General features: G+C 72.4%; 20 protein-coding genes. 16 read left to right on the top strand and 4 right to left on the bottom strand.

Annotation, left to right across the window (positions count from 1 at the left end):
• Positions 1 to 44 precede the first annotated feature (44 nt).
• The gene (locus ACZ52C_RS30145; protein ID WP_469077705.1) at positions 45 to 2420 is read right to left on the bottom strand and encodes a SulP family inorganic anion transporter; all 2376 of its coding nucleotides are present in this window, start codon (positions 2418 to 2420) and stop codon (positions 45 to 47) included.
• A gap of 260 nt (positions 2421 to 2680) precedes the next feature.
• On the opposite strand from ACZ52C_RS30145, the gene ACZ52C_RS30150 reads away from it, so the two are divergent.
• The gene (locus ACZ52C_RS30150) at positions 2681 to 3988 is read left to right on the top strand and encodes a polysaccharide deacetylase family protein (RefSeq protein WP_469077706.1); all 1308 of its coding nucleotides are present in this window, start codon (positions 2681 to 2683) and stop codon (positions 3986 to 3988) included.
• Between the two features lie 6 nt (positions 3989 to 3994).
• Here ACZ52C_RS30150 and ACZ52C_RS30155 read toward each other — a convergent pair whose 3' ends face one another.
• On the bottom strand, positions 3995 to 4975 hold the full coding sequence (locus tag ACZ52C_RS30155) for an ATP-binding protein (protein ID WP_469077707.1): 981 nt from the start codon (positions 4973 to 4975) through the stop codon (positions 3995 to 3997).
• A gap of 99 nt (positions 4976 to 5074) precedes the next feature.
• On the opposite strand from ACZ52C_RS30155, the gene ACZ52C_RS30160 reads away from it, so the two are divergent.
• Entirely contained in the window at positions 5075 to 5908 is an 834-nt protein-coding gene (locus ACZ52C_RS30160) for a Fic family protein (RefSeq protein WP_469077708.1), read from the top strand.
• Between the two features lie 369 nt (positions 5909 to 6277).
• On the opposite strand, the gene ACZ52C_RS30165 is transcribed toward ACZ52C_RS30160, so the two are convergent.
• Positions 6278 to 7102 carry an HAD family hydrolase gene (locus tag ACZ52C_RS30165; protein WP_469077709.1) on the bottom strand — a complete coding sequence of 275 codons (825 nt, stop codon included), beginning with the start codon at positions 7100 to 7102 and terminating at the stop codon, positions 6278 to 6280.
• Positions 7103 to 7678: 576 nt separating this feature from the next.
• On the opposite strand from ACZ52C_RS30165, the gene ssd reads away from it, so the two are divergent.
• From ssd to ACZ52C_RS30200, 7 genes are all read left to right on the top strand, one after another.
• Positions 7679 to 8773 (top strand): septum site-determining protein Ssd, encoded by a 1095-nt coding sequence (ssd, locus tag ACZ52C_RS30170; protein WP_469077710.1) that lies wholly within the window; start codon positions 7679 to 7681, stop codon positions 8771 to 8773.
• Between the two features lie 73 nt (positions 8774 to 8846).
• Positions 8847 to 10145, top strand: coding sequence for a TadA family conjugal transfer-associated ATPase (locus ACZ52C_RS30175; protein WP_469077711.1), 1299 nt, complete (start codon positions 8847 to 8849; stop codon positions 10143 to 10145).
• A gap of 35 nt (positions 10146 to 10180) precedes the next feature.
• Positions 10181 to 10996, top strand: a complete 816-nt coding sequence (locus ACZ52C_RS30180; RefSeq protein ID WP_469077810.1) for a type II secretion system F family protein — start codon at positions 10181 to 10183, stop codon at positions 10994 to 10996.
• Positions 10993 to 11784, top strand: coding sequence for a type II secretion system F family protein (locus ACZ52C_RS30185; protein WP_469077712.1), 792 nt, complete (start codon positions 10993 to 10995; stop codon positions 11782 to 11784). Before ACZ52C_RS30180 ends, ACZ52C_RS30185 begins: the two co-directional genes overlap by 4 nt.
• 160 nt (positions 11785 to 11944) lie before the next feature.
• Positions 11945 to 12157, top strand: coding sequence for a DUF4244 domain-containing protein (locus ACZ52C_RS30190; RefSeq protein WP_045563067.1), 213 nt, complete (start codon positions 11945 to 11947; stop codon positions 12155 to 12157).
• Complete coding sequence (locus ACZ52C_RS30195; protein WP_469077713.1) at positions 12144 to 12533, top strand: TadE family type IV pilus minor pilin; 390 nt, start codon at positions 12144 to 12146, stop codon at positions 12531 to 12533. Before ACZ52C_RS30190 ends, ACZ52C_RS30195 begins: the two co-directional genes overlap by 14 nt.
• A 47-nt stretch (positions 12534 to 12580) precedes the next feature.
• On the top strand, positions 12581 to 12958 hold the full coding sequence (locus ACZ52C_RS30200; RefSeq protein ID WP_469077811.1) for an Rv3654c family TadE-like protein: 378 nt from the start codon (positions 12581 to 12583) through the stop codon (positions 12956 to 12958).
• A 112-nt stretch (positions 12959 to 13070) separates the two neighbouring features.
• Here ACZ52C_RS30200 and ACZ52C_RS30205 read toward each other — a convergent pair whose 3' ends face one another.
• Positions 13071 to 15545: a DEAD/DEAH box helicase gene (locus ACZ52C_RS30205; protein WP_469077714.1), complete on the bottom strand. Its 2475-nt coding sequence runs from the start codon at positions 15543 to 15545 to the stop codon at positions 13071 to 13073.
• 83 nt (positions 15546 to 15628) lie between these two features.
• Between ACZ52C_RS30205 and bldG the strand changes: the two genes are divergently transcribed.
• The 7 genes from bldG to ACZ52C_RS30240 all read left to right on the top strand — a co-directional run bounded on the left by bldG (position 15629) and on the right by ACZ52C_RS30240 (position 24724).
• The gene (gene bldG / locus ACZ52C_RS30210; RefSeq protein WP_005475923.1) at positions 15629 to 15970 is read left to right on the top strand and encodes an anti-sigma factor antagonist BldG; all 342 of its coding nucleotides are present in this window, start codon (positions 15629 to 15631) and stop codon (positions 15968 to 15970) included.
• A gap of 107 nt (positions 15971 to 16077) precedes the next feature.
• Positions 16078 to 16509 carry an ATP-binding protein gene (locus ACZ52C_RS30215; RefSeq protein WP_469077715.1) on the top strand — a complete coding sequence of 144 codons (432 nt, stop codon included), beginning with the start codon at positions 16078 to 16080 and terminating at the stop codon, positions 16507 to 16509.
• A gap of 329 nt (positions 16510 to 16838) precedes the next feature.
• On the top strand, positions 16839 to 19244 hold the full coding sequence (locus tag ACZ52C_RS30220) for a sodium-translocating pyrophosphatase (protein ID WP_469077716.1): 2406 nt from the start codon (positions 16839 to 16841) through the stop codon (positions 19242 to 19244).
• 206 nt (positions 19245 to 19450) lie between these two features.
• Complete coding sequence (locus tag ACZ52C_RS30225) at positions 19451 to 20062, top strand: small secreted protein (protein WP_469077717.1); 612 nt, start codon at positions 19451 to 19453, stop codon at positions 20060 to 20062.
• A 221-nt stretch (positions 20063 to 20283) separates the two neighbouring features.
• Positions 20284 to 21816, top strand: coding sequence for a DUF7059 domain-containing protein (locus ACZ52C_RS30230; RefSeq protein ID WP_469077718.1), 1533 nt, complete (start codon positions 20284 to 20286; stop codon positions 21814 to 21816).
• Between the two features lie 266 nt (positions 21817 to 22082).
• The gene (locus ACZ52C_RS30235) at positions 22083 to 24428 is read left to right on the top strand and encodes a protein kinase domain-containing protein (protein WP_469077719.1); all 2346 of its coding nucleotides are present in this window, start codon (positions 22083 to 22085) and stop codon (positions 24426 to 24428) included.
• Positions 24429 to 24526: 98 nt separating this feature from the next.
• Positions 24527 to 24724 (top strand): hypothetical protein, encoded by a 198-nt coding sequence (locus tag ACZ52C_RS30240; RefSeq protein ID WP_469077720.1) that lies wholly within the window; start codon positions 24527 to 24529, stop codon positions 24722 to 24724.
• The last annotated feature ends 109 nt before the right edge of the window (positions 24725 to 24833 follow it).

Below are 24833 nucleotides of genomic sequence, written 5' to 3' on the forward strand. Positions count from 1 at the left end.
GGCCAGGACGCCACCCGTTCCCACGGATCCGGACGGAAATCGGTTCACGCGCGCGTGTCGTACAGGACCGGCCCGGCGGGGTCGGCCGGGTCGGTCGCGCCGGAGACCCGATCGAAGACCGCGCTCTCGGGCGCCGCCTCCATGAGCAGATAGGCCTGTGCCTCGCCCACATGGAAGTACATGCCGTGCAGTTCGAGCGCCCCCTCGCGCAGGGCGCGGGCGACGGAGTCATGGGCCCTCAGGTGTTCCAGCTGCTGGATGATGTTGGTCAGGCACAGCTGTTCGATGGCGTCGGCGGGTTCGCGGCCCGCGAGACGGGCCCAGGGGCGGTTCTTGTCGGTCGCGCGCTCCAGGCTGGGCCGGCCGTGTCGCAGCCAGCGCTTGAGAGGCGTCTGGGCGCCGTGCGGATCGGTCTTGAGCAGGGCCTGCATCGCGCCGCACCCGGAGTGCCCGCAGACCGTGATGGAGCGCACCTTCAGCACGTCCACCGCGTACTCGATCGCCGCGGCCACCGAGTCGTCGCCGCTCTCCTCGCCGGGCAGCGGCACGAGATTGCCGACGTTGCGGACGACGAAGAGGTCGCCGGGGCCGCTGGAGGTGATCATCGAGGTGACGAGCCGGGAGTCGGCGCAGGTCAGGAAGAGCTGCGAGGGCTGCTGCCCCTCGCGTGCCAGCCGGGCCAGCTCCCTGCGGACCAGCGGGGCCGTGTTGCGCTGGAACGCGCTGATGCCGCGCGCCAGTTGATGGCCGCTCGGACTGTCGGCCGTCTCCTCCTGCGGTGCGCCCGCGGCCGGGGTGGCGGGGGCCTCGCACTGGTGGTTGCGCCAGGGTGTCCAGGGCCGGCAGCGGCAGCCCGCCGCCGAGACGCTCGCGGGCTCGGCGATCCGGGTGCCCGCGCGGCCGGTGATCTCCACGGTGCCGCCCCGCGCGTGGTGCGCGTGCTGCCAGTCCTGCAGCGACTCGTACGCCGCGTGGTCCATGAACGACCCGTCCAGCTCCACCACGGTGGCGGCCCCCGCGGGGACCTGGTGCAGGGCACGGCTGAGGCGGGGCACCGCCAGGAACGTCAACTGGCCGCGCACATGGACGTGATGGACTCCGTCCCGCTGGTCGTGGGTGATACGGGTGCGGGTGAGGCGGTGCAGGGCGACGCTCACGGCCACGGCGATGCCGAGCGCGACGCCCTCCAGGACACCGAAGACGATGACGCCGAGGGTGGTGACGGCGTAGACCGCGACCTCGCGGTGACGGGTGACCGTACGGATGTGGTGCAGGGACACCATCTGGACCCCGACGGCCATCACCAGGGCGGCGAGCGCGGCGAGAGGGATCAGCTCCAGTACGGGCACCAGGAACAGGGTGGCCGCCACCACCCAGACGCCGTGCAGCATCGTGGAGTTCCGGCTGGTGGCGCCGGCCCGGACGTTGGCCGTGCTGCGGACGGCGACGCCGGCGATCGGCAGCCCGCCGAGGAGGCCGGAGGCGACGTTGGCCGCGCCCTGACCGCGCAACTCGCGGTCGAGGTCGGAGCGCCGCACGTCGGTCCGGCCCGCCGCCAGCTTGTCCATGGCGACGGCTCCGAGCAGCGACTGCACGCTGCACACCAGCGTGGTGGTGAGGACGGCCGCGACCAGGCCGAGCACCGGTCCGTCGGGCACACCGGCCAGGGCGTGGCTCCGCCAGGACGGCAGATCGACCTTGGGCAGGCTCAACGCGGCGAGCGCGGCAGCCGCCGTGGCGCCGGCGACGGCGACCAGGGCCGCCGGGATCGTGCGCAGCTGCCGGCCGACGGGGCCGGGGAGCCGGGGCCAGGCGAGCAGCAGGACGAGGGTGAGGACGCTCACGGAGAGCGCGGCGGGGTGCACGTGCGCCAACTGGGCGGGCAGGGCTCCGAGATTGGCGCTGACGGAACTCTGCGGGGTGCCGCCGAGCACGATGTGGAGCTGGGCGACGGCGATGGTGACGCCGATGCCGGCGAGCATGCCGTGCACGATCGCGGGGCTGACGGCGAGTGCCGAGCGGGCCACGCGCAGGTGGGCCAGGCCCAGTTGCGCCAGTCCCGCGAAGACGGTGATGGCGCAGGTGGTGCGCCAGCCGTACTGGTGGATGAGGTCGGCGGTGACGACGGTGAGGCCGGCCGCGGGGCCGCTGACCTGGAGGGGGGATCCGCCGAGGCGTCCGGCCACCAGTCCGCCGACGGCGGCGGCCACGAGGCCGGCCTGGAGCGGTGCGTCGGTGGCGAGGGCGATGCCCAGGGACAGGGGGAGGGCGATCAGGAAGACCGCGATGGAGGCGGACAGGTCGGCGGCCGAGACGGGGAACCGGCGACGCGGTCCCTTCGGCGGGCTGTGTGGTCGGTGATCACGCTCCGTCCGGTTCGAGTCCGGGTCGGTGGTGGGGGTGGGGACGCAGGCGGACATGTTCTCCCGTCTCCTCCGGGGCTGCGCGGACGCGTCGGTCGCGGCCGTGGGGCACGACGTTCAGTGGCGGGATTTCTCAACGCTCAGTAAACGAATCGTAATGCAGGGTAAAGGACATGCAAGAACATTAGCCGCAAATGGGTCATTAGATCACTCGTGGGGGTGAATGAAGCCTTTCATCGGCTTGTCGTATTAATCATGATCGGAACTCTGTGTGACCTTGTCGGCTCTGCCCCTGAGCGAAGGAAGGTGGGCGGGACATGGCCGTCACCCAGAGGATCGCCGCCGCAGTCACGCTCGCCGCGACCTGCGCCGCGGCGCTCGCCGGATGCGGGATCGCCGAGCCGCCGACGACAACCGGCTCACCCGGTGCGAAGAAGAGCACGGAGCGGGAGGGCCGGCAGGGAGGGCCCGAGGAGGGGGGTGCCCCGGCGCCGCCCAAGACCGCGGTCCGGCTGATCGGCGACGGATCCACCGCCTACACCGGTGTGCAGCCGCACCTGCCCAGGCCGCAACGGCTGAAGCCCGGACAGCGGCCCCCGCAGTTCGTGGTCTTCTCCTGGGACGGCGCGGGGGAGGACGGCCAACGGCTCTTCTCGCACTTCCGCGAGGTCGCCCGGGCCAACGACGCGACCATGACGTACTTCCTGAGCGGCGTCTACATGCTGCCGGAGGAGAAGCGGGACCTGTACCGGCCGCCCCAGCACTCGCCGGGCCGCTCCGACATCGGCTTCAACGACGTCCGCGGAATCAAGGACACCGTGGACCAGCTGCGCGGCGCGTGGCTGGAGGGCAACGAGATCGGCACCCACTTCAACGGCCACTTCTGCGGCCCCGGCGGCGGGGTCGGCGAGTGGTCGGTCGAGGAGTGGAAGAGCGAGATCGCCCAGGCCAAGTCGTTCGTGAAGGCGTGGCGGACCAACACCGGCACGAAGGAGGCCGAACCGCTGCCCTTCGATTACGACAAGGAGCTGATCGGCGCCCGCACGCCCTGCCTGGAGGGGCGGACGAACTTCACGCGGGCCGCCCGGGAGCTGGGTTTCCGCTACGACACCAGCGGTGTCAGGAACCAGGTCTGGCCCGCGAAGAAGGATGGTCTGTGGGACCTGTCGATGCAGTTGGTCCCCGTACCGGGGCGCGACTTCGAGACCCTGACCATGGACTACAACTTCTACGTGAACCAGTCCGGCGCCCGTGCGGGTGCGCCCGGCCGGCGGGAGGAGTGGGGCGACCAGTTCCGTGACGGGCTCCTCGCGGGCTTCGAGCGCGCCTACGAGGGCAACCGCGCGCCCCTGATCATCGGCAACCACTTCGAGTCCTGGAACGGCGGCGTCTACATGCGCGCCGTCGAGGAGACCATCGAGACGGTCTGCGGCAAGGCCGAGGTGCGCTGCGTCTCCTTCCGGCAGCTCGCCGACTGGCTCGACGCCCAGGACCCGGAGGTCCTGGACAGGCTGCGCGGCCTGGGTGTCGGCCAGTCCCCGAAGAAGGGCTGGAAGGCCTTCCTGTCCGCCGGGCCAGCACCGGCCCCGAAGGGGGTCCCGGGGGCACCCGCGGCCAAGCCGTAGCCGCGGTCACACCGCTGCGGCGACCTCTTCGCCGAGCACGAACTCGGGGTCGATCTGCGAGGCCAGATCGGCCCCGGTCCGCTCGTTGCCCCAGCTGGTGGCGTTCTTCAGGTGGAAGTGCGCCATCTGACGGGTGTAGCGCTCCCAGTCGCGCAGCTCGTACGTGGCGTCGGCCGCCTCGTGCAGGGCGCGCAGGGAACGGCGGTTGGCCTCCTCCAGATGCTCGAAACGGGGCGGGCGACCCTTCTCCAGGGCGCGCACCCACTCCGAGTGCCCGAGGGTCACCAGCAGGTCGTCCCCGACCTCGGCGCGAAGGAAGTCGAGGTCGTCCTGGCCGTGCACCTTGTTCCCGACGACCTTGAGGGCGACCCCGAAGTCCGCGGCGTACTCCTTGTACTGGCGGTAGACGGAGACCCCCCTCCGGGTCGGTTCGGCCACCAGGAACGTCATGTCGAAACGGGTGAACATGCCGGACGCGAAGGAGTCGGAACCGGCCGTCATGTCGACCACCACGTATTCGTCGCGGCCGTCCACCAGGTGGTTCAGGAACAGCTCCACCGCCCCCGTCTTGGAGTGGTAGCAGGCGACCCCCAGGTCGGCGTCGGTGAAGGGGCCGGTGACCATCAGACGGACGGCCCCGCCGTCGAGTTCCACCGGGCGGGCACAGGCGTCGTAGATCGCGTTGGGCTCGCAGATCCGCACCAGACGGGAGCCGTCGCCCGGCGGGGTGGTCTTGATCATCGTCTCGGCGGAGGTGATCCGTGGGTTGGAGCCCCGCAGATGGTTCTTGATCAGCCTCAGCCGCTCGCCCATCGCGGGCAGCTCGGCGGCCTCCGACTCGTCGAGGCCGAGGGCGGCGCCCAGGTGCTGGTTGATGTCCGCGTCGACGGCGACGACAGGGGCCCCGGAGGCGGCGAGGTGGCGGATGAACAGGGCGGACAGCGTGGTCTTGCCACTCCCGCCCTTCCCGACGAAAGCAATTTTCATGTTCACTAACGGTAGTGGCGTGGGCCCCCAGGGTGTCCGTGCGGCAGGGAAGACCACTCCTTCGAGGGGTCGGCCGCCGGTGAGCGTAGGGTCGCACTCATGAGTACGACAGGTGCGGCCGCCGATCCGCTCGCGGCCCTGGGAGAGCTTCCCGGTGTGGCCGAATCCGTGGAGTCCGTGCGCAAGTCCGTGGACCGGGTCTACGGCCACCGTGTCATGCGCCGTCGCAGCAACGCGGTCACCTCCGAGGCGGCCCTGCGGGGCGCGCGCGGCTCGGCGGCGCTGTCCGGTGCCGACTGGGCCCTCGAAGAGGTGCGCCGCCGCTCGGACTTCAGCGGCCAGGACGGGGACGACGAGGCCCGCGCCATGGGTGCCGCGCTGCGGCTCACCGCCGAGGCGGGCCAGCTGTTGTCGATCTGGCGGCAGACGCCCCTGCGGGTGCTGGCCCGCCTGCACCTGGTCGCGGCGGGGAGCGACGACGCGCGCGTGGGGCGTCCCCGACAGGACGGCGAGAGCGTCGACGAGCCCCTCGTCGAGCTGCCGCTGCCGAATGCGGCGGAGGTCGCCGGCCGGCTCGACGGCCTCTCCGAACTGATCATCAAGGGCAGTTCGGCCCCGGCCCTGGTGACCGCCGCCGTCGTCCACGGCGAACTGCTCGCCCTGCGGCCCTTCGGTTTCCACAACGGCCTCGTCGCGCGCGCGGCCGAGCGGATCGTCCTGATCGGCAGCGGCCTCGACCCCAAGTCGGTCTGCCCGGCGGAGGTCGGCCACGCGGAACTGGGCCGCGCCGCCTATCTGGCCGCTCTCGACGGCTACGTCTCCGGCACCCCGGAGGGCATGGCCGCCTGGATCACCCACTGCGGCAGGGCGATCGAACTGGGTGCGCGCGAATCGACGGCCGTGTGCGAGGCGCTGCAGCGCGGAGCGGCCTAGAAACCCGCGAGGCGGGCGGCGGAAAACTCCCGGGAAAGGGTTGCGGCGGTACGAGAATTCGTACCGCCGCTGGCATGTCCACCTGGTTACCAAGCGTCCTCGATATATGCCCATCAGGCCGGGAACTTGGCCCGTGACCTGGTGCGGCTGGCCCGTAATCGACGGGTCGACGTCGCGTGGGTGCCTGGTGTTCATGCTGGGTCCGTGGGGCCAAATGAGTTGTTTAAAGGTGATCCTCTCGGATGTCCTTTGGTCTCGCGGGCCTGGAATCCTTTCTACTCCACGACCTGGGCAAGCGGAACCCCTCGATGCGCTTCTTTACTTTTAGGTTCAAAGAGGGTGATTCGGCGGCCTGGGTGCGGCCGCGGGTCAGGCGGTCGCCACGCGGCGCCGGCTCGCGTACCAGACGAGCCCGGCGGTGGCCGCCGCGGCCCCTATGGCGGCCGCCGCGAGGACGGCGGGACGCGGCCGTACGGCCAGACGCTGCTTGAGGCGCACCGGGCGGTGGAAGTCGAGGATGGGCCACCCGCGCGCGAGGGCCTCCTTGCGCAGCGTCCGGTCCGGGTTCACCGCGTGCGGGTGGCCCACGGCCTCCAGCATCGGCAGATCGGTCGCCGAGTCGCTGTACGCGTAGCAGTGCGCGAGGTCGTACTCCTCGGACTCCGCCAGCTCCCGGATCGCCTCCGCCTTCGTCGGACCGTAGGCGTAGTACTCCACCTCGCCGGTGAAGCAGCCGTCGTCGCCGACGACCATCCGGGTCGCCACCACCCGGTCGGCGCCGAGGAGCTCGCCGATCGGCTCGACGACCTCGGCGCCCGAGGTGGAGACGATGACGACGTCCCGCCCCGCGATGTGGTGCTCCTCGATGAGGGAGGCGGCCTCGTCGTAGATGATCGGGTCGATCAGGTCGTGCAGGGTCTCGGCGACGATGTCCTTCACCTGCTGGACGTTCCAGCCCCGGCACAGCGCGGACAGATACTTCCGCATCCGTTCCATCTGGTCGTGGTCGGCGCCGCCCGCGAGGAACACGAACTGGGTGTACGCCGTTCGCAGGGCGGCTCTGCGGTTGATCAGGCCGCCTTGGTAGAACGACTTGCTGAACGTGAGCGTGCTCGACTTCGCAATGACCGTCTTGTCCAGGTCAAAGAAGGCCGCTGTGCGGGGCAAGGAGTGGTTTTCCACGGGGCCGAGCATATGCGCCCGCCATTCGGGCTAGTGTGGGGCGCGTGGGTTTGCCTGAGAGGCCTCTCGGGTACACCATGGAAGTCACGGATCGTTCGCGACCGTGCTAACGCGGTCCGGCTCCTCCCCCCCCGAGTCGGCCGTGAAGACGACCCCCACTCTCCCCCCCGGTGGGGGTCGTCGCATGTCCGGACGCGTTTTCCCTCTTCTCCCCGGCCCGCGAGGCGCTCTCGTGCCCTCGTGGGCTTTCCTCTGCCCTGGCACAGGATCCGTCACCGTCCGTAGCCGTGAGGCTGCGCTGTGGAAGTCGTACGCGAGTCGCCTGTTCGGGTGATGGCGATATTCACAAGGGCCGAGTTGTCCACAGTTATCGACCAAGATCCACACGATTTCGAAGACCGCTGCACCGTGATTCCGGCGCGTCCCGACGGCGGCCGGTTCACGGCCGGTTCCGATTCGCGGATGCGTAGGGCCGGATTCCGCCGACCGCCTCCGCGGCGGCCGATCTCCGGTGCTTCACACAGGAGTTGAACACGGTGTCCGGACCATCGGGCGACCGCGTTCACGCAGCGAAAGGGGCTGGGGATCGTGGCGGGAGCCATCACCGACGACCTGCCGTCCGCCGCCGAGGGGCGGCAGGGCAGGCCGTTGATCGTCACCGAGGACATGGAACTGCTGGACGACCTGCTGCGCCTGTGCGCGGCCGCGGGCGCCCGGCCGGAGGTCCACCACGGAGTGCCGGAAGGCCGGGGCCGGTGGGAGACGGCGCCGCTCGTGCTCGTCGGGAACGATGCGGCGCGGCGGCTGCGGGGGGCCGTGCGCAGACGAGGAGTGGTGCTCGTCGGCAAGGACCAGGACGACTCCGGGGTCTGGCAGCGGGCCGTGGAGATCGGCGCCGACCACGTCCTGATGCTGCCGGACGGCGAGCAGTGGCTCGTCGACCGCATCGCCGACGTGGCGGAGGGCGTCGGCAGGCCGGCGCTCACCGTCGGCGTCGTCGGCGGCCGGGGCGGTGCCGGTGCGTCCACGCTTGCCTGCGCCCTGGCCGTCACCTCCGCGCGACAGGGCACGCGCACCCTCCTCGTGGACGCCGATCCGCTCGGCGGGGGCCTGGACGTGCTCCTCGGCGGCGAGAGCGCCGACGGGCTGCGCTGGCCGGCCTTCGCCGCCTCGCGGGGCCGGGTGGGCGGTGGCGCGCTTGAGGAGTCGCTGCCCGAGGTGCACGCCCTGCGGGTCCTCAGCTGGGACCGGGGCGACGCCGTGGCCATCCCGCCCCAGGCAGTCCGCGCGGTGCTCGCGGCCGGGCGGCGGCGCGGCGGGGCGGTCGTCGTCGACCTGCCGCGCCGCATCGACGAAGGCGTCGCCGAGGCCCTCGCCCAACTGGACATGGGTCTCCTGGTCGTCCCGGCCGAACTGCGCGCGGTCGCGGCCGCGTCACGTGTCGCCTCCGCCTTCGGCATGGTCCTGCGCGACCTCCGCGTCGCGGTCCGCGGCCCGTACGCCCCCGGCCTCGACGACCAGGAGGTGGCTCGCCTCCTCGGGCTGCCGCTCGCCGGTGAGGTACCGACCGAGGCAGGTCTCTCCGACGGCGGCAAACCACCCGGAGGCATCCCACGCGGCCCGCTCGCGCGCTTCTGCGCCGGGTTCTGGGAGCGCACGGCGGTCCGAGGGGAGGCGGCGTGAACCGGGTGCCGGGCGGCGGCGGGCCATGGGAAGCGAAGCCCCGGAAGCGGCATGCGATCGGAGGCGGGGCCCGATGAACGGGATGCCCGACGACGGTCTGCTGGACGGCGTACGGCAGTGGCTCGTCGAGAGCGGGGCCGAGCCGACACCCGCGCGCGTGGCGCAGGCCCTGCGGGAGCGGGGGCGCGTGCTCGGCGACGCCGAAGTGCTCGGGGCGGCCGAGCGGTTGCGGTCGGAGCTGGTGGGGAGCGGGCCCTTGGAGCCGCTGCTCACCGATCCCTCGGTCACCGATGTGCTGGTCTCGGCGCCGGACCGGGTGTGGGTGGACCGGGGCGGCGGCCTGGAGCTGACCGAGGTCTCCTTCCCGGACGCGGCGGCCGTACGGCGGCTCGCGCAGCGCCTGGCGGCCGTCGCCGGACGCCGGCTGGACGACGCCCGGCCGTGGGTGGACGCCCGGCTCCCGGACGGCACCCGGCTCCACGCGGTGCTCCCGCCGGTGGCGGTCGGCTCCACCTGTCTGTCCCTGCGGGTCGTCCGGCCCCGCGCCTTCACCCTCGCCGAACTGGTGACGGCGGGCACGGTGCCGCCCGGCGGCGACCGCGTCCTGCGGGCACTGATCCGCTCCCGGCTGTCGTACGTCATCAGCGGCGGCACGGGGACGGGGAAGACCACGTTGCTGAGCGCGCTGCTCGGTCTGGTCGACCCCGGCGAGCGGATCGTGCTGGCCGAGGACTCGGCGGAGCTGCGGCCCGACCATCCGCACGTGGTGCGGCTGGAGGGCAGACCGGCGAACCAGGAGGGCGTGGGCCTCGTCGAGCTGCAGGACCTGGTGCGGCAGGCGCTGCGCATGCGGCCGGACCGGCTGGTGGTCGGCGAGGTGCGCGGACCTGAGGTGGTGTCCTTGCTGGCCGCCCTGAACACGGGTCACGAGGGCGGCTGCGGCACGCTCCACGCCAATGCCGCGGGGCAGGTGCCGGCCCGTCTGGAGGCCCTCGGCACGGCCGCGGGGCTGGACCGGGCCGCGCTGCACAGCCAGTTGGCGGCCGCGTTGTCGGTGGTCCTGCACCTCGTACGGGACCGGGACGGTCGACGCCGGATCGCCGAGGTGCACGTGCTGGAACGGGACGGTTCCGGGCTGGTGGTGACCGTACCGGCCCTGCGCTGGGGCGAGGCGGCGTTCGTGTACGAGCGGGGCTGGGAGCGACTGCGGGGGCTGCTTCTGGGCGGGGCACGCGGCGGGGGCGGCGGGGCGTCGGACGGCGCGCGCCGTCGGGACGACCGGGCCTCGGGCGGGGTGCGCCGTCGGGACGGCGGATCGCCGGGCGGGGCGGGCCGGGTCGGTGGCCCTCTGGAAGGGAGTGAGCGGCGGTGACGGGGGTCGGGGAGATCTCGGGGGTGGTGGCCGTGATGTGTGCCGGGGCCGCGGCCTGGATGTCGGACGAGGGGCGGGGCGCCGGGGTGCGGCGGGCGCGGGCGCTGCTGCCGGGTGGCGGAGCGGTGGGGCCGCCGCGCTGGAAGCGGGTCGTCGGCCGGGCACGGACGCTGGGCGCCGAGTGGTGGGCGCCGGTGGCCGGGCTGGTGGTCGCGGTGCTCGGGGCGTCGGTGTTGCCGCTCGTCGTGGGAGCGGCCGGGGTGCCGTTGCTGAGGCGGGTGCGGCGGGCGGCACGGGAGCGTCGGCTCCGGGAGCGGCGGGGCGATGCCGTGGTCGCGCTGTGCGCGTCGCTCGCGGGGGAGGTGCGGGCCGGGCGGCAGCCGGGCGAGGCGCTGACGCGGGCCGCGCGGGACTCCGACGGGCTGGGCGAGACCCGGGCCGTGGTGCTGGCGGCGGCCCGCTTCGGCGGTGACGTGCCCGGCGCCCTCGCGGACGCGGCGCGGCAGCCGGGCGCGGAGGGGCTGCTGGGGCTCGCCGCGTGCTGGCGGGTGGCCGTCGACCGGGGAGCGGGCCTCGCGGCCGGGCTGGACCGGCTGGAGGGGGCCCTGCGCGCCGAGCGGGACCAGCGGGCCGACCTGCGCGCCCAGTTGGCGGGCGCACGGTCGACGGCCGTGATGCTGGCCGGGCTTCCGGTCCTGGGCCTCCTGCTGGGCACCGCGCTCGGCGCCGACCCCCTGCACGTGGTGCTGCACAGCACGGCGGGGATGGCCTGTCTGCTCGTCGGCGCCGTGCTGGAGGGCGCGGGCCTGTGGTGGGCGCTGCGGATCGTCCGGGGAGCCGAGGCGACGTGAGCGGGGAGGTTGTCCACAGGCTGGGGGTGACCCTCGCCGTGATGGTGGCACTGTGGTGGCTGGTCCGGTCGTGCGACACCGCGCGGCGTGGACGAAGGCTGCGCGCCCGGCTGACCACGGTGCTCGCCCTCACCGCCGAGCCGTCCCGGCGACGTCTCCTGCCGCAGGGGGCGGTCCGGCGATGGCTGCCGGTCGCCGGGGCGGTCTGCGCCGGGTGGGTGTTCGTCGGCGGGTACGCGGGGCTGCTGGTGGGGCCGGTCGCCGGCGTCGGGGCCTGGCTGTGGCTGAGGAGGGCCCGGCGGGCGGGCAAGGACCTGGGCGAGGTGTACGACGCCGCCGAGGCCGCACGCCAACTGCCGCTCGCGGCCGACCTGCTGGCCGCCTGCATCACGGCCGGGGCGAGCCCGGTGGTGGCCGCACAGGCCGTGGGCGAGGCCCTCGGCGGTCCGGTGGGCGAGCGGCTGGCCAGAGGGGCCGCCGAGGCGAGGCTCGGGGGCGAACCGGCCGAGGCGTGGCGCTCGTTGGCGGCGCTTCCCGGCGCCGGAGCCCTGGCGCGGCTCCTGGAGCGCGCCGACGAGTCCGGTGTGCCGGCCGCCTCACCGGTCGCCCGCCTGGCCGCCGAGGCCCGTGCCGAATGGGGCCGTTCGGCGACGGAGCGGGCCCGGCGGGCCGCCGTGATGGTCACCGCGCCGGTGGGGCTGTGCTTCCTGCCCGCCTTCATCGCGGTGGGCGTCCTGCCGGTGGTCATCGGCCTGGCGGACGGGCTGTTGGGAGGAGGAGCGCGGTGACGGGGTGGACGTCGGCGCGTGGCGCGCGGGCGCCGCCGGGCGGCCGAAGCGGTCGACGGAGCGGAGCAGTGGTCAGCGGACACATCAGCGGTCAACGGAACAGAGCCTCACGGGGGTTGAGATGCACAAGGCAGTACAGGCGGTGCGGGCAGTGGAAGCCATGCGGGAAGCGGTGCGGGTTCGGGTGGTGCGGGCCGTGCTGTGCCGGGTGCGGGCGGCGCGGAGGGACGCGGGGATGGTGACCTCGGAGTACGCGGTGGGGATCATCGCGGCCGTGGCCTTCGCCGCGGTTCTGTACAAGGTGGTGACCAGCGGGCAGGTCCAGGCGGAGCTGCAGCAGATCGTCGGGCGGGCCCTCAATGGCGGGGCGTGAGCCGCGCCGGCTGCGGGGGGCGCTGGGCCGCGACGACGGGTTCGTGACGGCGGAGGCGGCCATGGCCCTGCCGGTGATGCTGCTGCTCGCGACGGCACTGGTGTGGGCTCTGCTCGCCGCCTGCGCGCAGATCCAGGTCGTGGACGCCGCTCGGGCCGGTGCCCGGGCGGCGGCCCGGCAGGACCCGCAGGGGGCGGTCGTGGCGGCAGCGCGGAGGACGGCGCCCGACGGGGCGGAGGTGAGCGTGGGCCGGCAGGGCGACTTCGTACGGGTCGTGGTCTCGGCCCGCGCGCCGGGGCCGGACGGACTGGGCCTCGACCTCAGCCACACCGCTGTGGCGCTGGCGGAGGAGACGGTGGGGGAGGTGGGCGGGTGAGCGCGTTCTCGTGGTGCGGCCGGTGGCTCGGGGGCGTTTGCTCGGTCCTGGGGCGTGGGCGTGAGACGGACAGAGGGTCCGCGACCGTCTGGGCGGTCGGTGCGATCGCGGTGCTGTGTGCGGTGTTCGGTGCCGTACTCGCCTTCGGGCAGGCCGTCGTGATCCGGCATCAGGCGGAGGCGGCGGCCGATCTCGCCGCCCTCGCGGCCGCCGACCACTGGATGAAGGGTGCCGAGGAGGCCTGCGCGACGGCGGAACGGGTGGTTCGGGCCCAGGGCGGCCGACTGGTGCGCTGCGCGGTGGAGGGCGAGATCTCGGACGTCACGGCCGCCTCGGGAACGGTCCCGTTCACCGCCGAGTCCAGGGCACGCGCGGGACCGCCGGGCCGGGCAGCCGACCGGGAAGCGCCGAGGGGCGCCCCTTGAGGGGCGCGGGGAACTGCGCGATCAGCCACACACGGCCGGCGATCGCCGCATCTGGGAGGCCCCCGAGCTCTGAGGCGGCCCGAACCCCCGGGTTCTGAGTCACCCCCGAGCCCTACGGCACCCGTCCCTCGGGCGGAGCCTCCGGCGCGGTGCGCAGCAGTTCGGTCAGGAGGCGTACGGCGCCCCGTTTGTGCAGCGGGTCGTTGCCGTTGCCGCACTTGGGGGACTGGATGCAGGAGGGGCAGCCGGCGTCGCACTCGCAGGAGGCGATGGCCTGGCGGGTGGCGGTGAGCCAGGCACGGGCCGTGTGGAAGGCGCGCTCGGCGAATCCCGCGCCGCCCGGGTGGCCGTCGTAGACGAAGACCGTCGGGAGCAGGGTGTCCGGGTGGAGCGGGACCGAGACGCCGCCGATGTCCCAGCGGTCGCAGGTCGCGAAGAGGGGCAGCATGCCGATCGAGGCGTGTTCGGCGGCGTGCAGGGCGCCGCCGAGGATCTCGGGGTTGATCCGGGCCGCGTCCAACTGGTCCTCGGTGACGGTCCACCAGACGGCACGGGTGCGCAGCGTACGGGGAGGGAGATCGAGTTTGGACTCGCCGAGCACCTCGCCGGTGATGAGGCGGCGACGGAGGAAGGAGACGACCTGGTTGGTGACTTCGACGGAGCCGTAGCACAAGCGGCCGTCGCCCCAGGGGACTTCGGTGTCGGTCTCCAGGACGGAGATGGAGGTGGTGTCGCGGGCGACGGTCGAATAGGGCGGGTCGGCCTGCTCGACGAGGGCGACGGAGTCCTCCAGGTCCAGGTCGCGCACCAGGTACGTACGGCCCTGGTGCAGGTGGACCGCGCCCTCGTGGACGGTGGTGTGGGCGGCGCCCGCGTCGACCGTGCCGAGGAGCCGGCCGGTGCCGGTCTCGACGACCTGGACGGGGCGGCCGCCCTGGCCCCGGATGTCGGCCAGGTCGGCGGCGCGTTCGCGGCGGGTCCAGTGCCAGGCCTTGGCCCGGCGGCGAAGCAGTTTCGCGGCCTCCAGCTGCGGCAGCAGGTCCTCGCAGGCGGGGCCGAAGAGGTCGAGGTCCTCGTCGGTGAGGGGCAGTTCCGCGGCGGCGGCGCAGAGGTGGGGGGCGAGGACGTACGGGTTGTCGGGGTCGAGCACGGTCGATTCCACCGGCCGGTCGAACAGGGCTTCGGGGTGGTGGACCAGGAAGGTGTCCAGCGGGTCGTCGCGGGCGATCAGGACGGCGAGGGCGCCCTGGCCGGCGCGTCCGGCGCGGCCGGCCTGCTGCCACAGGGAGGCGCGGGTGCCGGGGTATCCGGCGATGAGGACGGCGTCGAGGCCGGAGACGTCGACGCCGAGTTCGAGGGCGGTGGTGGCGGCGAGGCCGAGGAGCTCGCCGGAGTGGAGGGCGCGTTCGAGTGCGCGGCGTTCCTCGGGGAGGTAGCCGCCGCGGTAGGCGGCGACGCGGCGGACGAGGGAGCGGTCCACCTCGGCGAGGCGTTCCTGGGCGATCACCGAGATCAGCTCGGCGCCGCGCCGGGAGCGGACGAAGGCGACCGAGCGGACGCCCTGGACGGTGAGGTCGGTGAGCAGGTCGGCGGTCTCGGCGGTGGCGGTGCGGCGTACCGGCGCGCCCTTCTCGCCGTGCAGCTCGGTGAGCGGGGGCTCCCAGAGGGCGAACACCAGTTCGCCGCGGGGTGAGGCGTCGTCCGCGACCTCGGTGACCGGGACGCCGGTGAGGCGACGGGCCGCGACCGAGGGCTCGGCGGCGGTGGCGGAGGCGAGGAGGAAGACGGGTTCGGCGCCGTAGCGGGCGCACAGGCGGCGCAGGCGCCGGAGCACCTGGGCGACGTGCGAGCCGAAGACGCCGCGGTAGGTGTGGCACTCGTCGATGACGACGTACTTCAGGGCGCGCAGGAAGGAGGACCAGCGGGGGTGGGAGGGGAGGATGCCCCGGTGCAGCATGTCGGGGTTGGTGAGCACGTAGTTGGCGTACTGGCGGACCCACTCGCGTTCCTCGACGGGGGTGTCGCCGTCGTACACGGCCGGGCGCACGGCGTTTCCGAGAGGTTGTGAAAGTTCCTTCACGGCCCGGCACTGATCCGCCGCGAGGGCCTTGGTGGGGGCCAGGTAGAGGGTGGTCGCGCCGCGGCCGTTGGGGGCCTCGGAGCCGTCCAGGAGGCGGGAGAGGACCGGGACGAGGTACGCCAGCGACTTGCCGGAGGCGGTGCCGGTGGAGACGACGACCGATTCGCCGTCCAGCGCGTGCTCGGCGACGCGTGCCTGGTGGGCCCAGGGATGTTCGATTCCCGCGGTCTGTACGGCGGCGACCACTTCCGGCCGGATCCGGTCGGGCCAGACGGCATGGCGACCCGCACGTGGGGGCACATGCTCCGTATGAGTGATGCGCGAAGCCCGGCTCGGCCCCGAGGCGAGCCGGTCCAGGACCGTGCTCGGCGAGGGGCTGGAGGCGGTGTCCGTCGGGGTTCGATCGGATCGGTGATTCTTGGCCATCGGCATCGAGTGTGTCACCGGCGTGACGGACAATGGAGCCAAGGCGTCGTGCACGCCTGCCGGTAAGTGATTGAATGCCATCGCGGCTGGCGAACCGTCCCGGGGGCTTTCAAGCCGAGGTGTCCCGAGGGGCGAACGCTCGATAGCAAGGTGCTGGAGGATCCGTGGACCTGTCCCTGTCGACCCGTACCGTCGGCGATCGTACGGTCGTCGAGGTCGGTGGCGAAATCGACGTTTATACCGCGCCCAAGCTGCGTGAGCAGCTGGTCGAGCTGGTCAACGACGGGAGTTTCCACCTCGTCGTCGACATGGAGGGCGTCGACTTCCTCGACTCCACCGGGCTCGGCGTACTGGTGGGCGGCCTGAAGCGAGTACGGGCCCATGAGGGCTCGCTGCGCCTGGTGTGCAACCAGGAGCGGATTTTGAAGATCTTCCGCATCACCGGTCTGACCAAGGTGTTCCCCATTCACACCTCGGTCGACGAAGCGGTGGCGGCCACTGACTGATCACGTCCGTCCGGGCCCCGTGCCCGGACGGCCACAGACGAGTGAGGAGGACCGGGTCCGCGCGGCCCGGCCTTCCGACAGCACGCCCGTAGTTCCGAGGGGGATGCATGGCCACCGTTGAACTCCGCTTCAGCGCGCTGCCCGAGCACGTCAGGACCGCCCGACTGGTGGCGGCAGCGGTGGCGCGCAGGGCCGGAGTGGACGAGGCCGTCCTCGACGAGGTCAGGTTGGCCGTCGGCGAGGCGTGCACCCGTGCCGTCGGACTGCATCAGAGCAGCGGTATCTCGGCGCCGGTGCGGGTGTCGCTGATCGAGGAGGAGAAGCAGTTCTCCATCGAGGTGGGCGACGAGGCGCCGCACGCCGTGCCCGGTGACCGTTCGTCGGGTGCCGGGGACGCGGACGTCGAGGTCGAGGAGGACGACATGGGCCTCGCGGTCATCAGCGGCCTCGTCGATGACGTGGAGGTCAGCGCCGGCGAGAACGGCGGGCTGATCCGTATGACCTGGCCGACGACACCGTCGGTCGCGGTCGTGCCCTGATCGCCCCTGCTCGTTCATCCTCACAACTTCAAGTAGTACCGCGGAGGGCCCTGCTGAGCAGGGCCCTTCGTGTTTGTTCGGCATTTATTCCGATCACCGTTCATCGGAACACCGGAATTCGTGAAGGAATTCACGATCATTCGCCTGATAATTGATCAAGTGTCAATGCCTTTGAGGCGTTACTTCTTTCGAGTAGCGTGGGCGGGTCCGGATCATTTGCTGAAGAGCATGTGAAGGCCAATTCCGTTTCCCGTGCACTGTTTTGATCAGGTTCACCTCCCTACAATCCGTCCACATCTTGAGCTCAGCCCAAGCGTCAAGGAGGACGAATGGCGGGGCTTTCTACCCCTCAAAGGTTTGACCACACCGCGAACTTCGCAGCCGCGGTGCTCACCGACGACAACCGGATCATCGTCATGGTGATCGGCGTCGTGGCCCTTGCAGCACTCGTCGTCGCCGGGGTCCTGGTGCGCCAGGTGCTCGCGGCGGGCGAGGGCACCGACAGCATGAAGAAGATCGCGACAGCGATCCAGGAAGGCGCGAACGCCTATCTGGCACGGCAGTTGCGCACGCTCGGCGTATTCGCCGTCGTCGTGTTCTTCCTGCTCATGCTGCTGCCCGCGGACGACTGGAATCAGCGCGCCGGACGATCGGTGTTCTTCTTGATCGGCGCGGCGTTCTCGGCGGCCACCGGCTATATCGGCATGTGGCTCGCCGTACGCAGCAATGTGCGCGTCGCCGCGGCGGCCCGGGAAGCGACACCGGCGGAAGGCGAGCCGGAAAAAGATCTCACCGCCGTCTCGCACAAGGCGATGAAGATCGCATTTCGCACCGGCGGCGTCGTCGGCATGTTCACGGTGGGGCTCGGCCTGCTCGGCGCGTCCTGCGTGGTCCTCGTCTACGCGGCCGACGCGCCGAAGGTGCTGGAGGGCTTCGGTCTCGGGGCAGCGCTCATCGCCATGTTCATGAGGGTCGGCGGCGGCATCTTCACCAAGGCCGCCGACGTCGGCGCCGACCTGGTCGGCAAGGTCGAGCAGGGCATTCCGGAGGACGACCCGCGCAATGCCGCGACCATCGCCGACAACGTGGGCGACAACGTCGGCGACTGCGCGGGCATGGCGGCCGACCTCTTCGAGTCGTACGCCGTGACGCTCGTCGCCGCGCTGATCCTCGGCAAGGCGGCCTTCGGCGACTCCGGCCTGGCGTTCCCGCTGATCGTGCCCGCGATCGGCGTGCTCACCGCGATGATCGGCATCTTCGCGGTGGCACCCCGCCGCACCGACCGCAGCGGCATGTCCGCCATCAACCGCGGGTTCTTCATCTCCGCGGTGATCTCGCTGGTGCTCGTCGCCATCGCCGTCTACGCCTACCTGCCCTCGTCGTACGCCGACCTCGACGGGGTCACGGACACGGCGATCGCCGGTCACGACGGCGATCCGCGGGTCCTCGCGGTCCTCGCGGTCGCCATCGGCATCCTGCTGGCCGCGCTGATCCAGCAACTGACCGGCTACTTCACCGAGACCAGCCGACGTCCCGTGAAGGACATCGGCAAGAGCTCGCTCACCGGCGCGGCCACCGTCGTCCTCGCCGGTATCTCCATCGGTCTCGAATCGGCCGTCTACACCGCCCTGTTGATCGGCCTCGGCGTCTACGGGGCGTTCCTGCTCGGCGGTACGTCGATCATGCTCGCGCTGTTCGCGGTGGCGCTGGCCGGGACCGGCCTGCTCACCACGGTCGGCGTCATCGTCGCCATGGACACCTTCGGGCCGGTCTCCGACAACGCGCAGGGCATCGCCGAGATGTCCGGCGACGTGGAGGGCGCGGGCGCGCAGGTGCTCACCGACCTGGACGCCGTCGGCAACACCACCAAGGCCATCACCAAGGGCATCGCCATCGCCACGGCCGTTCTCGCGGCCGCCGCGCTCTTCGGCTCGTACCGCGACGCGATCCTGACGGCCGCGAACGACGTCGGCGAGAAGGTCTCCGGCGAAGGCGCGCCGATGAACCTGATGATGGACATCTCGCAGCCCAACAACCTCGTCGGACTCATTGCGGGCGCCGCGGTCGTCTTCCTCTTCTCGGGGCTGGCGATCAACGCGGTCTCGCGGTCGGCGGGCGCGGTGGTCTACGAGGTGCGGCGGCAGTTCCGCGAGCACCCCGGGATCATGGACTACAGCGAGAAGCCCGAGTACGGCCGGGTCGTCGACATCTGCACCAAGGACGCCCTGCGGGAGCTGGCCACGCCCGGTCTGCTCGCCGTCATGGCGCCCATCGCGATCGGGTTCACGCTCGGGGTCGGCGCGCTCGGCGCGTATCTCGCCGGCGCGATCGGGACGGGGACGCTGATGGCGGTGTTCCTCGCCAACTCCGGTGGCGCGTGGGACAACGCCAAGAAACTCGTCGAGGACGGTCATCACGGCGGCAAGGGCAGCGAGGCCCATGCCGCGACCGTCATCGGCGACACGGTCGGCGACCCGTTCAAGGACACCGCCGGACCGGCGATCAACCCGCTGCTGAAGGTGATGAACCTCGTCGCGCTGCTCATCGCGCCCGCGGTCGTCCAGTTCAGCTACGGCGAGGACAAGAGCGTCGCGTTGCGGGTCGCCATCGCGGTGGCCTCGATCGCCGTCATCGTCGGCGCGGTGTACGTGTCCAAGCGGCGCGGTATCGCCGTGGGTGACGAAGGCAACTCCGAGCGGGTGGCCAAGTCGGCGGATCCCGCGGTGGTTTCGTAGACGGTCTGCTGAACGGCTCTGCCAGGGGCCAGCTCAAGGGGCGGGCGGACGGCGCGTGTTGACGCGTTGGCCGTCCGCCCCTTGGCTGTGCCGGGGGCTCCCGTGAGCCTTCTCTCGCTGGTGCAAACGGTTACAAAAGGGTGCACCGGGGGTGCTCGGCACACAGGTGCCGCCCATCCGGCGTGTATGTTCCGGGGCCGAGAGCCATGGAAGGGACCAATCCGGTGAACAAGAAGCTCGCGGCCGCACTGTCCGGCGGTGCGGTACTGGTACTGGCGCTGTCCGGTTGCAGCGGCGACGACGAGACGAACGACAAGCTGAACTCCTGGGCCAAGGAGGTCTGCGACTCCGTGCAGCCGCAGATCAAGAAGATCGCGGCGGCCAACGCCTCGATCCAGAAGGAGACCTCGGACGACAGCGCACCGGCGGACGTGCAGAAGGCCGACTCCCAGGGCTTCCAGGACATCTCCGACGCGTACAAGGCGATGGCGACGGCGATCCAGAAGGCCGGGGCGCCGGATGTCGAGGACGGCGCGAAGAAGCAGAAGGCCGCGGTCGCCGAGCTGAACCAGCTGTCCACGGCGTACGGGGAGCTGAAGAAGAAGTCGGACGCGCTGAACACCAAGGACCAGGCGAAGTTCGCGGACGGGCTCGAAGGCGTCGCGACGGAGCTGGAGAAGCTCAGCAAGACCGGGAGCGACGCGTTGAAGGAGCTGGAGAAGGGGGAGGTCGGGCAGGCGATGGCGGAGCAGCAGAGCTGCAAGTCCGCGAACACCTCCGGTGCGGCTTCGGCGCCGGCTGTGCCCACGAAGAGCTGACGGGGGCTCTTCTTCGGCGCTGGCCGGGTGCCGCCTGCGCCACCCGTGCTGCTCCAGCGGCACGACTGGCCCACAGCTAGGTGTGGCGGGCGGGAGTGCCCGCGCCACGTACGGCGGCACGGTACGGCGGCGCGACCGCCCGCAGCTGAGACGGCTGCGACGGCCACGCACGGGGTGCCTGGAGCCGGGTCGGGCCGTGGTGCGCGGCTACGCTGAGCTTCGTGAGTAACTCCAAACTGTCGTCCCTGCCCTCCACCGACCGGACCGATGTCGCCGTGCGGCTTCGGGAGGCGTTGCTCGGTGCCGAGTTCACCGCCGACGGGCTGCTCGAGCTGCTCGGTGCCTCCGCCTACGCCGCCCTCGCGCGGAGCGAGGTCGTGCCGGCGCTCAGGGCGACACGGGGGGACACGGCGCTGGAGGCGCTGGTGCGGCTGTTCCTGTTGCAGGAACCGGTCGTACGCGCGCGCGTGGACGGCGTGCTGCCTGTCGACGCGTGCGTCGAGAGCGGATGGCTCGTTCGCGTCGGTGACGACGGGGACGAGGTCGCCGCCACCGTCGACGTGCGGCCGTACGGCGGCCCCGGCGGCGAGGACTGGTTCATCGTGTCCGACCTGGGGTGCGCGGTCGGTGGGGCCGGAGGGATCGGCAGCCGGGACGAGGGCGTCGTGCTGGGGGTCGGCGGGGCGTCCACGACGCTGGCCGGCATCACCGTACGGACGCCCGTCGCCGCCGCCCTCGATCTCGGGACCGGCTCCGGCATCCAGGCGCTGCACGCCGCACAGCACGCCACGCGCGTGACGGCGACCGATCTCAACCCGCGCGCGCTGCACATCACGGCGCTCACGCTGGCGCTCTCCGGAGCACCGGCCGCCGAGCTGCGGGAGGGTTCGCTCTTCGAGCCGGTCGGGGCGGACGAGACGTACGACCTCATCGTGTCAAACCCGCCGTTCGTGATCTCGCCCGGCGCCCGGCTCACGTACCGCGACGGAGGGATGGGCGGCGACGATCTGTGCAGGACGCTCGTCTCGCAGGCGGGGGAGCGGCTGAACGAGGGCGGGTACGCGCAGTTCCTCGCCAACTGGCAGCACGTGGAGGGCGAGGACTGGCAGGAGCGGCTCAGGTCGTGGGTGCCGCGCGGCTGCGACGCGTGGATCGTGCAGCGCGAGGTCCAGGACGTCGCGCAGTACGCCGAGTTGTGGCTGCGGGACGCGGGCGACCACCGCGGTGACGTGGCCGAGTACCAGGCGCGGTACGACGCGTGGCTCGACGAGTTCGAGGCGCGCAAGGTGAAGGGCGTCGGCTTCGGGTGGATCACGCTGCGGAAGTCGGCCGCCGCGGAGTCCGAGCCCTCGATCACCCTGGAGGAGTGGCCGCATCCGGTCGAACAGCCGCTCGGGGAGGCGGTGCGGCAGCACTTCGCGCGCGTCGACTACCTGCGCGCGCACGACGACGCGGCCCTCCTCGCGGCGCACTTCCGGCTCACCTCCGAGGTCGTCCAGGAGCAGGTCGGACTGCCCGGCGCCGAGGACCCCGAGCATGTGGTCCTCCGTCAGAACCGCGGCATGCGCCGGGCCACGAAGGTGGACACGGTGGGCGCCGGATTCGCCGGTGTGTGCGACGGCACGCTCAGCGCCGGACGGATTCTGGACGCCATCGCCCAGCTCGTCGGCGAGGACCCGGTGGCCCTGCGCGACCGGACCCCCGTCCAGATCCGCCTCCTCGTCGAACAGGGGTTCCTCGAACCGGCCGGGTGACCCGCCCGCACGGCGACGGGGCCCGTTCGGGCCCCGCGCCCGGTGACGATTTCCATACCGTCCGGTGACCGTACCGGTACCCCGCCCGACGCCCCTTCCCGTGTCGCACGGGGCGTATTCGCACCACCGGGACGCATGTGTCCCTTCTGGCTGGATTGGTCGGCAAAAGGGCTCCTGTCAGTGGTGGGTGCGAAGCTATTTTCAAGAGACGGATTCGACGTGTCCTCGGGGGAGGCACGCGCTGTCTCGAGGATCGGGGGATCGCGATGGCGGGGGATACGCCGGAGCAGGGCCAGGGAAGGATCATCAACGGCCGGTACCGACTGCTGCGCACCCTGGGCGCGGGCGGCATGGGCCGGGTCTGGCTCGCGTACGACGGGGAGTTGGCCTGCGAGGTCTCCATGAAGGAGATCTCCCTGCCCGATGTCCCGCTGGACGCGACGGAGCCCGCCCAGCGCATCGCCCGGGCCCGCAGCGAGGCCAGGCACGCCGCCCGGCTGCGCGGCCATCCCCATGTGGCCACCGTTCACGACGTGGTGCTCCACGAGGGCCTGCCGTGGATCGTCATGGAGTACGTGCCGGACGCCGTGGACCTCCAGGCGGTCGTACGGCAGCGGGGGCCGCTCGCGCCCGAGCAGGTCGCCCGGATCGGGCTCGCCGTCCTCGACGCGCTCACGGCCGGCCACCGGATCGGCATACTCCACCGGGACGTCAAACCGGCCAACATCCTGCTCGCGGCCGACGCCTCGGGCGACCCCTACGCGCGCGTGCTGCTCACCGACTACGGCATCGCGCTCCAGCCGGAGTCGCGCGAGCCCCGGCTCACCGCCACCGCCGGCATCCTCGGAACGCCCGGCTATCTGGCGCCCGAGCGGGCGCGGGGCGAGCCGCCGACCCCGGCCGCCGACCTGTTCTCGCTCGGCGCCACGCTGTACGCGGCGGTCGAGGGCCGCGGCCCCTTCGACCGGCACGGCGAGTACGCGACGCTCACGGCCCTCCTCGGCGAGGAGCCGACACCGCCCGCCCGCGCCGGTGAACTGGCCCCCGTCCTGCACGGCTTGCTCATCAAGGACCCCGTGCGCCGGCTCTCGCCGGAGGCCGTGGCACGCGGCCTGGAGCGGGTGGCAGCCCAGGGCGGCGCGTCGACCCCGCAGGGCTGGGGAGCCACCCCGGCATCGGCCCCCGGCGCCTTCGGACCGACCCCCGGCACACCCGGAACGCCCGGGGCTCCCGCCGCACCCGGCACGCCCGGTGCGCCTCCGGGGTACGTGGCGAGCGCACCACCCGGGTACGTGGCCGCGGGGCAGCACGGCCTCGGGGGCACCCCGAACACGCCCGGTCCGCCCCACACGCCGTACACCCCGGGGGCCCCGCACACGCCCGGCGCACCCTCCGGCGCGCCGAACACCCCGAACACCCCCGCCGGCAACCCGCCCACACCGGGAGCGACGCCGGGCGGCCCCTCGCCGTACGACCCGTGGCAGCAGGGCCGGCAGCCGCGCGGGCCCTACGACAACCCGAACCCGTACGGGGGCGGTCCCTCCACGCCCTACGGGAGTCCGGCGTACGGCGGAGGCGCTCAGCCCCCCGGCTACGGCGGCACCATGGGCAACCAGTCGCTGCCGTACACGGCCGACGCGTCGACACCGTACGGCGGTGGCGGCGCCCCACCGCCGGGGAACGCGGGGTACCCGACCCTCACGGCCGGGAGCCCGCCGCCGCCCGGCGGGCCGAGGCGGAAGACGCCCGCGGCGGCGATCGTCGCGATCGTGGTCGCCGTGCTGCTCGTGGCCGGCGGCGGGACCTGGGCCGCGGTGAACCTGACGGGCGGGGCGGACCCCAAGCCCTCCGGTACCCCGGACACGCTCGCGTCGCCTCCGAGGTCGGAGTACCCCTACGGCAAGCAGGCGGCCCTCAAGAAGGCGCTGGAGGTGGGGGACTGCGTCAAGGCGGTCTGGACCGGGACCGCGTTCGCATCGGTGCCCGACCTCGGCGTGGTCGACTGCGACGAGGACTGGCCGGACGGCCAGGTCGTGGCGATGGCGACGGCGTCCGACCCCGCCGACGCCAAGGCCAGCGGCGCGCAGCGCTGCGCCGGCCAGGCCGACCCGGTGGCCGAGGCCCTGCCCGACGCGGACGTCTACGCCCTCGTACCGACGAAGGAGGGCTTCACCGCCGCCAAGGGCGGTACGGCCTGTCTCGTCCTCGGCAAGCACGTCCCGATAGGCGGCGAGGTGGGCCGGCTCCGTGACGTGGGCATGCACCTGTGGCCCACGCAGATGGCCGTCGGTGACTGCTGGGACTACACCACCAGGGAGGACGAGGGGTACGACGCCCCGCTGACCGACTGTGCCGAAGCGCACACCGACCAGGTCGTCGGATCGGTGCAGGCGCCCGACAACATGACCTTCGCCGGCGCCCTCGCCGAGGGCGGAAAGCTGTGCACCAACAGGTTCGAGTCGAGTTGGGCGCCCGGCGCCGACCTGATCGTGTCGGGATGGGTCTCCGACGAAGAGGAGTGGAAGAAGGGCTTCAACAAGGTGGTGTGCACGGTGCGCAACGCCGACGTGTCGCAGACGACCGGGAAGATACCCACGCCCGGCTCGGTCTGAGGGTCCGGACGCCTCGCGTTCACCTCGGGTTCGCGCGCCCGCTTCCCGTCCGTGCCAGCCTCCCGTCCCGGGGCAGTCGAGGGGTGGGAGGACGGGTCATGGAGAGCGGTCCGGCGATCTTCGTGGGAGTGGTGTTCGCCCTGTTCGGGGGCGCGCTGCTGCTGTGGACCGCGCGGCGGCTGCGGCTGGGCGAGCCGGTCGCGCAGGGGGTGCGTCCCGTGATGTCGGCGACCCTCGCGAGCGTCACCGCGGTCACCGCCCTGGCGCTCGCCGCGTGGTGCCTCACCCGCGTCTGAGGAGGCGCGGGGAGACGGGGCCGACAGGTCGGCGGAGTAACCGGGATGTGACCCTCCGCATAGGCCCCGAACGGATCGCTGAAGACGCCGGGCGGCAGGAATGGCGGTA

Source organism: Streptomyces sp. NPDC034049, assembly GCF_055575575.1.